Below are 12,083 nucleotides of genomic sequence, written 5' to 3' on the forward strand. Positions count from 1 at the left end.
TGGACGGATCATGACCGCACCAATCGCCAGTCCCCTGACCGAAGCCGACCCCTATGCCTTGAACCACGGCAGCAGCAGCTACCGCGTGGACAGGTACGAGCTGGACCTCGATGTCAGGCTGGGCAGCAACAAGCTGATCGGCAGGGCGGTCCTGCGATGCACGGCGTTGGAACCGACCACGCAGATCGTCCTTGACCTGGTAGGCCTGCGGGCAAGCAAGGTTCAGCTGGACGGCAAGAAGCTGCAGAAGTTCAGCCACAGGGCCGAACACCTTGTCCTGACTCCGGCAGCCCCCCTCAAGGCGGGCCAGCACTTCTCCCTTGAGATCCGCTACGACGGAAATCCACAGCCGCGTCGCGGCCTTTGGGGCGACGTGGGGTGGGAGGAACTGAACGACGGCGTATTGGTGGCCGGCCAGCCCAACGGTGCGGCGTCCTGGTTCCCCTGCAATGATCATCCTCGATACAAGTCGACGTTCCGCATCTCCGTGACCACAGACGACAATTACCGGCCGGTGTGCAATGGGCGCTTTGTCTCGCACTCCCGCAAGTCCAGCCGGGAAACGTGGGTCTACGATCAGGACGAACCCATGGCCACCTACCTCGCCACTGTGCAGATCGGGCGCTACGTCAAGGTTCCCTTGCACGTGGACGACACCCACCACAGGGTCCCGCAGTTCGTGGCAGTCACACCCGAAATGGCAGTGGACGCTCTTCAGGGCCTGCGCCGGCAGCCGGACATGATGCGCACCTTCGAGGACTGCTTCGGCCCCTACCCCTTCGCCGACTACACGTCCGTGGTCACTGAGGATGAGCTTGAAATTCCCCTCGAAGCCCAGACCGTCTCCATCTTTGGCCGCAACCATATGCACGACTCCTGGGATGCCCAGCGCCTGATCGCGCACGAGCTTTCCCATCAGTGGTTTGGGAACTCGCTGACGGTCAGCAGCTGGAAAGACATCTGGCTGCATGAAGGGTTTGCCTGCTACGCAGAGTGGTTGTGGTCCGAGGAATCCCGGACAATGACTGTTGCTGCGCGGGCCGCGGCTGCATGGAAAAGGCTCAACGCCGGTCCCCAGGACCTGCTGGTGGGCGATCCAGGCCCCGAGTTGATGTTTGATGATCGCGTCTATAAGCGCGGCGCCCTTGCTGTGCATGCAGTGCGAATGGCAGCCGGCGATGAGGCATTCTTCGCTTTCCTCCAGCATTGGACGGCCGCTAACCGTCACGGGTCGGTTTCGACCGAGACGTTCATTGAGGCTGTGGATTCGTTCCTTCACGGATTCGATGCCGCGGGAATCCTTCGGCCTTGGCTCTACGAAACTTCCCTGCCGCCACTGCCTTCAGCGCGTTAACCGAGGGCCAGGGCGGCAACCAGTCCGTTAGGCAGTTTCGTGCGGGTGACGTCGCGTAGACCCTTGATGTCCAAGACATCCAGTTCCGCAGGGTTACGGCGCAAGCCTTCCCCGGTCATCTTCAGCCACGCTTCTTTGCGCGCCCAGAGACGGGCGCGCTGCGTGGTTCGTTCCCCTTCCGGCAACGCGTAGAGGAATCGTTTTTCGTTGCCGCTCAAAGCGACGTCGTCAAAGCCTTCGAAGCCGACCCCGTCAACCGCTTCAAGGTCCACCCCCAGCCTGAAGCCCTCCGCTGGATGCACGACGGCGGCCAGCAGCACCCAGCCCGACGCACGGGCGGCGCTGAGCGCCAGAGGTGCCGACGCGCCGTCGAGCATGAAGCCGGGACGGCCGTGGTCCTGTCCCGGGCCGCATTGCGGGCAGCGATAGTCGGGCACGAGGCGGGCGGAGTCAACCCCTAGGAGCGTGGCTGCGAAGTTCAACAAGACTAGCCGGCCGGCGATGAATTCTTCCCGGTCTGCGGGGTTGGTGAATTTGTCGGCACGATCCAGGGCTGGTCGACCGAGGGCTTGGAGGCGGATGTCCGGGACGAGCAAGTCGTCGAGCTTTCGCAGCTCAAGTATTGGGCTGTCCATCAGGACTTCCAAGCCAGGTGTCGTCTTCTAGAGCGGACCATACCCTGCATTTCCATACGGGTCCCGCCACGTAGCCAGATCCTCCACGACCGCATTCCGGAAAAAGGGATTTTCTTCCACCCTTTGCCGAAAGGACTGACGGGCACGGCTTAGGACTGCCGATGGTATGAGGATGCAGACCACCAAAAGAGCCACCATTAAGACGTAACAACCGGTGAGGGTGATGACTGTAGTCCCGCCTCGGGCAACGGCCCCGGGCATTACCGTGGCAAGGATCCCGCCCTGCACTGCGGCCATCAGCGCCACTGTCCAAAGGGCGCTGCGAACAGAACCTGGTCCTCGGGAGATGAGGAGGCGGTTGGTGTCGGGCAGCGAAGCACGCACCCGATTCCAGGAGAATAAGCCCAAGGCTGTCAGAGCTGCTCCCACCGGACCAAGAGTCAGGATGACGGCCGGGTTGCCCGTAATTGCCGAGAAGAAGACACCCGCAATGACCATGAGGATGCCGCCGCTGATCGCGCTGCTCCAAGCTGCGGCAAGGGCCCCTTGGGCGTCCGCTAATTGCCGTAAGCGGGAAGGGGCTCCAGACGGGCTGATCCGGGCCAACTCCAGGGAGAGCCAGTATTCGAGGGGATGCGCGGGCCCGGGGACCGGGAAGGGACGTGGACTAGGACTTGTCATTCAGGTTCTCTCGCAGATGTTGCCGGCTTGCCTCAAGCAAAACTCTATCTGCTCATCGCATATGGCTCCGGACAGCAGTGTTCCCCGCAGCCACGCAGACCCTGCGGGGAACACTCCAGGCGGTTAACCCAGCCGGGCTACTTCACGGAGGTGAGGTAATTCGCCAGCGTGGGTGTGATGCGCGTGCCCGAGTTGGAGCTGCCACCGTTGGTGTGGATGGCCATGATCGTGTTGGAGCTGTTGTAGACGGGGGCACCGCTTTGTCCGCCGTAGGTGTCCATCTTGTAGTAGACCTTTTCCGTCGTGGTGCTCTCAATGGGGCCGGTCATCGACCACATGGTGCCAAACGCTTTGTCCCCCGGGTAGCCGCGGACCGTGGTGCTGGTCCCGTTCAAACTGGCCGTGGTACCGGTGTAGTTGAACCAGCCGGTGGTGTTGCCGATGGTGCAGTCGAGCTTGATAACGCCCCAGTCAGCGTTGGTGTTGGCAGAATCGATCCAACGCTGGTCGGTGTAGATCCTGGTAGCCCCGCAGGTGCCGTAAGGGTCGGTTGAGCCGTTGCGGCCTGGAGCAACTTTGACGCCCCACGAGTAGTCAGCCTCAGAACCTGTGCCGCCCTCGTGCACACAGTGGCCCGCGGTCAACACGGTGTCATCGGAGATCAGGGCTCCGGAACAAATGTAGCCACCGTTGAACTCGATCTGCACGATGGAGCGGTTGGGGGCTGCCGTGGTGTTGGTGATCCTGACCCGGCCATCGGCGCCGATGACTGAGTCCGTGGAAGCCCCTCCGGCCTTGAACGGCGCGGCAATGGTGTACCTGTCCGCCAACGGCGAGGCGGCGGAACCGGAAACCTGCGACTGGTCGACGGTGTGCGACACAGGCTGGACCTCTGCTGCCACTTGTGGCGTCGACTCTGACGCTACTGCGGCTCCGCCAAGCGAGGACGTCAAAGCCATTACTGCAGCCCCGACAAGCAAAGCGACGTTCTGCTTCTTCATGGGTACCTTTCAAGGGACGGCTCAGCGAACCGTGCGAGGGATGTGATACACATGCTTCACATGTGTATGACAAAACTGTCATGCATGCATGAATATCCTGTCAAGGTGCTGGGAGTGCAATCTCGTTAAAATAAAAACCCCCGGGACCCTTAGGTCCCGGGGATCTCCATCAATGCGTCAAAGATCAGCGCTGGACTGCTCCGAAGCGCTCAGTCGCCACGGCCACAGCTGCTGCGCGTGCTTCAGAAGCCTCGTCAGCCGTCAGTGTGCGGTCGTCTGCACGGAAGCGCAGGCCGAAAGCCAGCGATTTCTTGCCGTCCTCAATGCCGGGACCAACGTAGACGTCGAACAACGAGACATCCTCAAGAAGGACACCTGCTCCTTCGCGGAGGGCAGCCAGTACCTGGTCTGCCGGAACGTCCTGCGGGACAACCAGGGCAACATCCTGTGTCGCCACGGGGTACCCGGAGATGTGCTTGGCCACGATCACATCGGCGGCCGCCTCAAACAAAGCTTCCACGTTGACCTCAACAGCTACAGATCGCGCAGGCATATCGTGCGCAGCGAGGAGCTTCGGGTGAAGTTCACCGGCGTAACCCACAACGTCGCCGCTGCGCAGCGAAAGCTGAGCCGCGCGTCCCGGGTGGAACGCCTGATGGCTACCCTGGCTAACAACCAGTTCCACACCCAGGACATCCGCCATGAGACGTGCCACATCCAGAGCGTCAGCCCAATCCCAGGCTCGCGGGGTGTGCGTGGCAGCGGCGGGAGAATCATGGCCGGTCATGACAGCGGCGATGTGCAACGGCTGGTGCGGGACGCCGTCGTACAGTGCATCGAGCACCTCGTCGGCCGGCTTGACGCCCAGCGGCGGAATGGAATCCGTGCCCAGCTTGTCGCCAGGGAGGAAGACCGAACCGACTTCATACAGGGCCAGATCGCGGAAGCCGCGCGAGTGATTGCGGCGGGCAACCTCGATCAGTCCCGGCAGGATGGACGTACGGAGGAATCCGTGCTCCTCACTGATGGGGTTCGCCAGTTTCAGGGCAGGCCGAGCGCCACCTTCAGCGGGAACACCGAAAGTGTCATTGGCAGCCTTGGAGACGAACGGGTAGGACAACACTTCAGTGAGCCCCGCATCCGCCAGTGCCTGCACAACCCGGCGCTTCTGCTGCTGGCTTCGGCTGAGCCCACGACCCGGCGGCGCAACCGGAAGTGTGGCAGGGATGTTGTCATAGCCAACAAGCCGGGCGATTTCCTCGGACAGGTCTTCCTTGGTTTCGAGGTCGTTGCGCCAGCTCGGAGCAGTGACCCGGTAACCAGTAGATGTCTTCTCCACCGCAGCGCCAAGGTCCTCAAGCGACGTGGTGATCTGCTCTTCCGTGAAGTCAATGCCGATACGGGCGGCAGCGAACCCAGCAGGCAAGTCGATAGCCACGGCGTCAGGTGCGGTTCCGACGTCGGTCCCCGCCTCGTCCGCCGTGCCACCGGCGAGCTCGACCAACAGATCCACTACGCGCTGGGCAGCAATGTGGGCCACATGCCAGTCCACGCCACGCTCGAAGCGCTTGGAGGCTTCGGACGGCAGCTTATGGCGGCGACGGGAGCGCGCGATTGACACCTCATCGAAGTGCGCCGCTTCCACCAGGATGTTCGTGGTGGAGTCGGAAACTTCGGTGTGGGCTCCGCCCATTACACCGGCAATGCCGATGGCGCCGGAGTCATCGGTGATCAGCAGGTCCTCAACGTCGAGCGTGCGCTCCTTGTCGTCCAGGGTGGTGATCTTCTCCCCCGCGACTGCGCGACGTACCACGATGTCGCCCGCGAGCTTGTCGAGGTCATAGCAGTGGTTCGGCTGTCCGAGCTCAAGCATGACGTAGTTGGAGATATCAACCGGCAACGAGATGGAGCGAACGCCGGCCAAGCGAAGTCGCGCGGACATCCACGGCGGGGTGGGACGGGAAGCGTCCACGCCACGAACTGTGCGGGCCACGAAGCGGTCGCAGCCGGGCTTACCGTAAATGGGAGCGTCGTCGTTGAGCTTGACGCCGTAGCCGCCCTGCAGCGTGGCCGGAGCCGTGACCTTGGAAGCCGGGTCCACGAAGGTGGTTCCAGTGGCGTGGGCATATTCGCGTGCCACACCACGGATGGAGAAGGCGTAACCGCGGTCCGGTGTGACATTGATTTCCGCTGCCTGGTCGTAGAGACCCAGAAGTTCCATCGCGTCGGTGCCGATTTCCGGGTCCAGGCCGATGCGTGAGAGCACCAGGATGCCGTCGTGGTCATCGCCGATGCCGAGCTCACGGACGGAAGCGATCATGCCCGCGGACAGGTGTCCGTAGGTCTTCCGTGCTGAGATCTGGAAATTACCTGGCAGAACAGCACCGGGCAGCGTGACAACTACTTTGTCGCCCTCAACAAAGTTGTGGGCACCGCAGATGATGCCCTGCACGCCGGAAGGATCAATGCCCTTGCCGGTGAGCGTCTGCTCCTGTCCCTCGGGAACAACCCGGACCTGGCACCAGTTGATGGTCTTGCCGTTGGTCTGCGGTTCCTTGACCAGGCTCAAGACCTGACCAACTACAACCGGACCCGTCAGTTCATCCGTGGGACGGTGGACTTCTTCTTCTTCAAAGCCAACCTTGACCAAGTCAGCCATGACGTCTTCGGCCGTTGCATCGGCCGGAACCTGCGCGAATTCGCGCAGCCAGGAAAGTGGGATACGCACTGTTAGATCTCCATCCCGAAGTGCTCGCTGAAACGTACGTCGCCTTCGATCATGTCGCGCATGTCGCCAACCTCGTTGCGGAACATGAGCGTGCGCTCAATGCCCATGCCGAAAGCAAAACCTGAATAGATGTCCGGATCGATACCGGCTGCCCGGAGGACGTTGGGGTTGACCATGCCGCAGCCGCCCCACTCAATCCAGCGGGGACCACCCTTGGCACCCGGGTGCCAGATGTCCAGCTCCGCGGAAGGCTCCGTGAACGGGAAGTAGTTGGGGCGCAGGCGAATGGAAGCTTCGTCGCCGAACATCTGGCGGGCGAAGTGCTCCAACGTGCCACGAAGGTCCGCCATGCTCAGGTCCTTGTCGATCGCCAGTCCCTCGAACTGGTGGAAGACAGGGGTGTGCGTAGCGTCCAGTTCATCCGTGCGGAAGACCTTGCCGGGGCACAGCACATAGATGGGCACTTCGCGTTCCAACATGGAACGGACCTGAACCGGGGACGTGTGCGTCCGCATGAGCAGGTGGGCTTCGGGCGGCTCCACGAAGAACGTGTCCTGCATTTCACGGGCCGGGTGGTCCGGCTTGAAGTTCAAAGCGTCGAAGTTGAACCACTCGGACTCCACCTCGGGGCCTTCGGCAATTTCCCAGCCCATGCCAACAAAGATGTCCGAGACGCGGTCCTGCAAAGTGGACAGGGGGTGGCGGGCACCGGCGCGACGGCGACGCGGAGCGGCCGTAACATCAACGGTTTCTTCCACCAGGATGCGGGCGTCATTCTCAGCCTCGAGAATTTCGGTCCGGGATGCGAGCGCCTTGTTGACCCGGCCACGGGAGGAACCCATGAGCTTGCCGGCGGCAGCCTTGTGCTCCTTGGCAAGGCCACCGATTTCACGGTTGGCCAGGCTCAGCGGCGACTTCTCACCGGTGTGGGCGAGGCGGACAGCCTTGAGTTCTTCGAGGGAGGAAGCAGCCGAAATAGCGGCAATGGCGTCCTCGACGGCGGCGGTGATGGCGGCTTCATCCAGCGGATTCGGGATGGCAGCGCCTGGCAAAGTGTCAGTCATCTACTGTTCTTAGCTACGAGTAGGGAGCGGCCCGGCAAGGCGGACCTGCAAAACGAAAGGGTAGCGCTCGCCGCGGACGGCAGGCACTACCCTTCAGTCTAGTTGAACCTCACAGGCGCGATTTAACCCACTGGTATGCGTCCCGCTATGTGAAAGTCTCGACGGCGGCGGACGCCATTGGTGTCTAGGCGCCGGTAGCGGGCGGTGCCGGGGGCAGCGGTGGCAACTGACCGTCGTCGCGCGCCTGCCCCGGCTGCTGAACCGGGGGCTGCTGTACCGGGGGCTGCTGTACTGGTGGCTGCGGTGCGTAGGGTGGCTGCTGCGGTGCGTACGGTTGCTGCGGGTTGTAAGCCGGTTGCTGTTGAGGAGCGTAACCTGCCTGCCCTTGCTGAGGCGCATAACCCGTCTGGCCATAAGGAGTAGCACCTGCGAGGGCCGGCGCCGGCCTGGCTGCCCTCTTGCGCAACAGCACGAACAGCAGAATGAGCGCGGCGGCAATGACCAGAACTGCGACAAGGACCCAGATGATCCACATCGGGATTCCTGCATTTGACTCCGCCTTGGCTTGGACAACGGACTCATTGACGGAGAGCATGTCGAAGGTGGCCGTATTGCCATCGACGGTTGCGCCGGTGGCTTCCACCACCTTGCCCGGGAACGTGAACTTGACGGAGGCTTCGTCGAACATTGACTTTGCCATGGCCGACGAAGATGCGTCCCCGCTCTCAGCACCGGTCACTCCCCCCATGGAGATGACGTAGAAGTCCCCTTCCTTCTTCAGTTCGAAAGGGTTCTCGGAGCTGGACGAGTCAGCGAGCTTTGCAGGGTCGAGGTTGGCGGCCGTGATTCGTTTGCCTTTGTACTTCTCGTCCTCGTAGTCCACCACGGCGGCGCCGTCGGGGATGTCCATCTGCTGGCTTCCGCTACCGTTCGACTCCATGAATTCGTCGAAGGACTTTTCGCCCAGCACGGATTTTTGGATGGCATAGACAACCTCGTAGTCCACGCTCTTTTCGTTGTTGACCTTCACGGACATGTTGAGCTTGACGCAACCCGTCAATGCCAGCATGAGTGCGACCAGTACACCGACTACGCCCAAGGCGCGTTTCGTGTTCATTTCCCTCGTCCCCCAATTTTTTGTTTTTGCCACCTGCGGGTGCTCAAACAGCGTATCGCCACTAACGCCGCGCCATACACTACGGCGCTAGCATGGCATCATGACTCCGGCGCAGCGCTTGCGGCAGATCGCAAACGTCCTGAACCTGTCCACCCCGTTGGGGCTGGCGGTAGCAGCCACGTCCCGTTCCACCGTTTCCCACGGCCCGCGGGGACTTCTGATCGCTGCCGGGTACACCTGGAAGCTCCCCCACGCAGGCGCGTTTACGGTGGGGAACGTAGTCCTGTACCGGGCGCCGCATGGTGTGGCCGGAACCAACACAGTTCTCTTGGGGCATGAGGAGCGGCACAGCACTCAGTACGCGTACTGCATGGGGCTTCCTTTCCTTGCCGCCTACGGCGTCGCCGCCGGCTGGTCCATGCTTCGCAGCGGGAACCCGGCGTCGCGGAATTTCTTCGAACGGCAAGCCGGCCTCGTGGCCGGCGGCTACATTGGCAACCACCACCGGCAGGACGGTCCTGCGGGCAAGGGAATCGAGGCCTGAGCATGAACCGAACCATAACTGTTACCGGGACCGCGAGCGCAAAGGCCGTCCCCGATCTGGTGACGTTGACGCTTGGCGTTGAGACGCGTCGGGACACCGCCGCGAAGGCCTATGACGACGCCGGCAAAGCGACCAGCGCTGTCGCAGCCAGTTTGCGCGCAGCAGGTGTTTCCGACGTAGACCTTCGAACCAGCGGATTGAATCTTCGCGCCGATCTGGTCTGGGTGGAAGGGCAAGGGCAGAAGGTTACTGCGTACGTGGCGTCCACTACCCTGCAGGTGGGAATCCGTTCCCAGGCGGATGCTCCCGCTGCTATCGCCGCTGCTGTTGCAGTTGGCGGAGACGACATCCGGATCAACGGGATCGAACAAGGATTTGCGGATGCCTCCTCGGTCACAGCCCAGGCTCAGGAGGCTGCGTGGCAGGACGCTGAGGCCCGGGCCGAACAATACGCTTCGCTGGCATCTGCGCGGCTCGGGCAGGTGGTGTCCATATCCCAGGAGCCCCTGCACGGCGGACCCATACCCCTGGGTGGAATGGCGAGGGCATCCTTCACTGCGGACGCGATGCCGGTGGAAGCTGGAGAGTCCTCCGTCTCGGCCAGCATCAAGGTGGAATGGGAACTGGTTTAGCGGATGGCTCCGGCTGACATTTTCACGTCCGCCTGTGTGCGCAGCGTCGTCCGGACAATGACGGCAAGACCCTCCGCCATCGATTCCAAAGGCATGGACGGAGTTGGGCTGCCTTCCGGCAACTGTTCCGGCAAATAGGGAACATGGACGAACCCTCCACGAATATCCGGCTTCGATGCGATGCTATGCATCAAGGCATAAAAAACGTGGTTGCAGACGTAGGTCCCCGCAGACTGTGAGACTTCTCCCTTGATTCCCGCGACCTGGAGGGCTCTCAGCGCGGCCTTAATGGGCAGGCTTGAAAAGTATGCTGCAGGCCCGCCACGGATGACTTCCTCATCGATAGGGCGCTGGCCCTTGTTGTCCGGCATCCGGGCGTCATCGCAATTGATGGCGACGCGTTCCAAGGAGATGCGCCCACGGCCTCCCGCCAGGCCGGCACAGAGAACTACGTCCGGGTTCAGGCTGGTTATGGCGTCGGTGAGGACTGTCCCCGACTGACCAAAGACGCACGGCAGTTGCACGGCTTCAACGGCGATGCCTTCTGAGCCGAGCAACTCTGCCGCCCGCCGCGCTGCAAGCCAGGAAGGATTCACATCGTCCTCGCCAAAGGGTTCGAATCCAGTCAGCAGAATCATGGCCCAACCTTAGCAATGCTCCCGCCCCGCCTATCAGGAGCATGCCTTCCGGGCCTTGACATTCGTTCGAACATACATTCGAATGGAGTCCATGAGATGGGACGCACAAGCACTTTCACCTACACGTGGACCGGCGTCAGAAACCAGTGGTGTCGATGCTCCTGGCCCTGCCCCGGCCTTGGACGCCTTGTTGCCACTTGCCGGGCTTGTGCGTTCCATCTCGACACCCGAATTCTCCGGAGTCACCTTCCATGAGGTCACCGCAAAGTCAGTGCTCAACAAGGTGCCTTCCGGTTCCAACATGCCCTTTGAGTGGACGGTGAACCCGTATCGCGGCTGCAGCCATGCCTGCGTGTATTGTTTCGCCCGCAAGAGCCACACGTATTTGGAGTTCGACGCCGGGCGGGACTTCGATTCGCAGGTGGTGGTCAAGATCAATGCCGCTGAAGTCCTCCGCAAGGAACTGGCAAAGCCTTCTTGGGAACGGCCCCAAGTCGCCCTCGGCACCAACACGGATCCCTATCAACGAGCAGAGGGCCGCTACATGCTCATGCCCGGAATCATCCGGGCCCTCGTAGATTCCGGCACGCCTTTCTCCATCTTGACCAAGGGCACGCTGCTGGCAAGGGACATTCCCCTCCTCAAGCACGCCGCCACCCAAGTCCCCGTGGACCTGGGTATCTCGCTTGCCATGACCAACCAGGACCTCGCGGAACTCATTGAGCCCGGCACTCCTTCACCCAAGGCCCGGCTCAAGCTCATCGCCCGGCTCCGCGAGGCCGGCCTGGGGTGCGGCGTCATGGCCATGCCCATCCTGCCTTGGCTCACGGACTCGGACGAAGCCCTCGATTCCCTCTTCGCGGAACTGACCAAAGCTGGCGCCACAGGAGTCACCGCCGGCGCCCTGTACCTTAAGCCGGGAACCCGTGAGTGGTACATGAAATGGCTGGCAACCGAACACCCGGAGTTGGTGGGCAAGTACCGGCGACTCTATGGACAAGGCTCCTATGCTTCCAAGGAGTACCGTGCGTGGCTCACCGGCAGGATCACCTACTTCAAGGCGAAGTACGGGTTCACTGGAACATCCGGATTCAGCCACCGGAATGCTCGCGCTGCCACTGGTTCGGCAGCCGCCACGGTGCAGGCCTCCGCTACCCTTCCTGGGCAACAGACACTTTTCTAGGTTGAAGGCCACCGGCTACGGGAAGCGGCCATCCCTTCGATCCTAGTGCACGGTTTTCACGCGGGAGCGACTACCCGGCTAAGCAACGCCCGGACTATTGGAAGGTCTGCCGGGATCCACGGAAGGCTGAGAGCTTCGTCACGGTCGGCCAGCGACACCCAACGCAATTCGTCGTGATCCTCCAGCGGCCTCGGCTCTCCCGCCGTCAGTTCGGCGAACCACACACGCATTGAGGCGCGGTCATTGAGCGTCCACCCAGCGATGTTGCCCGAGTCCAGCTCCGGTCCGAGCTGAACTTCAATGCCCAGTTCTTCCGCGAGTTCACGGTGCAGGGCAGCCTCCGCGGCCTCACCGGCCTCCACCTTGCCGCCCGGAAATTCCCACATACCCGCAAACTGGGGCGGCGCAGTGCGGCGCGCAACCAGAAGGCGGGTGGGGGCTTCCAAGGAGTCGACGACGGCGGCGCCCACGACGTTAATCAGTGCAGTCACCGAAACAGTCTATTG

General features: G+C 62.2%; 12 protein-coding genes. 4 read left to right on the forward strand and 8 right to left on the reverse strand.

Features of this window, described 5'->3' with window-relative positions; genetic code table 11:
• The first annotated feature begins 10 nt into the window (after positions 1-10).
• Positions 11-1,354, forward strand: coding sequence for a M1 family metallopeptidase (locus ACIQTW_RS17240; protein ID WP_402939343.1), 1,344 nt, complete (start codon positions 11-13; stop codon positions 1,352-1,354).
• On the opposite strand, the gene ACIQTW_RS17245 is transcribed toward ACIQTW_RS17240, so the two are convergent.
• The 6 genes from ACIQTW_RS17245 to ACIQTW_RS17270 all read right to left on the reverse strand — a co-directional run bounded on the left by ACIQTW_RS17245 (position 1,351) and on the right by ACIQTW_RS17270 (position 8,580).
• Positions 1,351-1,989, reverse strand: a complete 639-nt coding sequence (locus ACIQTW_RS17245; protein ID WP_402939346.1) for a 4'-phosphopantetheinyl transferase family protein — start codon at positions 1,987-1,989, stop codon at positions 1,351-1,353. The two genes, ACIQTW_RS17240 and ACIQTW_RS17245, sit on opposite strands and share 4 nt — an antisense overlap.
• A gap of 27 nt (positions 1,990-2,016) precedes the next feature.
• Positions 2,017-2,670 (reverse strand): hypothetical protein, encoded by a 654-nt coding sequence (locus ACIQTW_RS17250; RefSeq protein ID WP_402939348.1) that lies wholly within the window; start codon positions 2,668-2,670, stop codon positions 2,017-2,019.
• 137 nt (positions 2,671-2,807) lie between these two features.
• On the reverse strand, positions 2,808-3,671 hold the full coding sequence (locus ACIQTW_RS17255) for a trypsin-like serine peptidase (protein WP_402939351.1): 864 nt from the start codon (positions 3,669-3,671) through the stop codon (positions 2,808-2,810).
• A 184-nt stretch (positions 3,672-3,855) separates the two neighbouring features.
• Positions 3,856-6,399: a phenylalanine--tRNA ligase subunit beta gene (gene pheT, locus ACIQTW_RS17260; protein WP_402939354.1), complete on the reverse strand. Its 2,544-nt coding sequence runs from the start codon at positions 6,397-6,399 to the stop codon at positions 3,856-3,858.
• A gap of 2 nt (positions 6,400-6,401) precedes the next feature.
• A complete protein-coding gene (pheS, locus tag ACIQTW_RS17265) occupies positions 6,402-7,463 on the reverse strand; it encodes a phenylalanine--tRNA ligase subunit alpha (protein ID WP_402939357.1) in 1,062 nt (353 codons plus the stop codon).
• Positions 7,464-7,647: 184 nt separating this feature from the next.
• Positions 7,648-8,580 carry an LppM family (lipo)protein gene (locus tag ACIQTW_RS17270; RefSeq protein ID WP_402939360.1) on the reverse strand — a complete coding sequence of 311 codons (933 nt, stop codon included), beginning with the start codon at positions 8,578-8,580 and terminating at the stop codon, positions 7,648-7,650.
• Positions 8,581-8,680: 100 nt separating this feature from the next.
• Between ACIQTW_RS17270 and ACIQTW_RS17275 the strand changes: the two genes are divergently transcribed.
• Positions 8,681-9,124, forward strand: coding sequence for a hypothetical protein (locus ACIQTW_RS17275; protein WP_402939363.1), 444 nt, complete (start codon positions 8,681-8,683; stop codon positions 9,122-9,124).
• 2 nt (positions 9,125-9,126) lie between these two features.
• Positions 9,127-9,756, forward strand: a complete 630-nt coding sequence (locus ACIQTW_RS17280) for an SIMPL domain-containing protein (protein ID WP_402939366.1) — start codon at positions 9,127-9,129, stop codon at positions 9,754-9,756.
• Here ACIQTW_RS17280 and pcp read toward each other — a convergent pair.
• Positions 9,753-10,394: a pyroglutamyl-peptidase I gene (gene pcp, locus ACIQTW_RS17285; RefSeq protein WP_402939369.1), complete on the reverse strand. Its 642-nt coding sequence runs from the start codon at positions 10,392-10,394 to the stop codon at positions 9,753-9,755. The two genes, ACIQTW_RS17280 and pcp, sit on opposite strands and share 4 nt — an antisense overlap.
• 91 nt (positions 10,395-10,485) lie before the next feature.
• Between pcp and ACIQTW_RS17290 the strand changes: the two genes are divergently transcribed.
• Complete coding sequence (locus ACIQTW_RS17290) at positions 10,486-11,577, forward strand: Rv2578c family radical SAM protein (protein WP_402939372.1); 1,092 nt, start codon at positions 10,486-10,488, stop codon at positions 11,575-11,577.
• 56 nt (positions 11,578-11,633) lie between these two features.
• Here the strand turns inward: ACIQTW_RS17290 and ACIQTW_RS17295 are convergent, their stop codons facing one another.
• A complete protein-coding gene (locus tag ACIQTW_RS17295) occupies positions 11,634-12,068 on the reverse strand; it encodes a (deoxy)nucleoside triphosphate pyrophosphohydrolase (RefSeq protein ID WP_402939375.1) in 435 nt (144 codons plus the stop codon).
• Between the last annotated feature and the right edge of the window lie 15 nt (positions 12,069-12,083).

Origin of the sequence: Paenarthrobacter sp. NPDC090517, assembly GCF_044769165.1 — a bacterium.
Classification (GTDB): domain Bacteria; phylum Actinomycetota; class Actinomycetes; order Actinomycetales; family Micrococcaceae; genus Arthrobacter.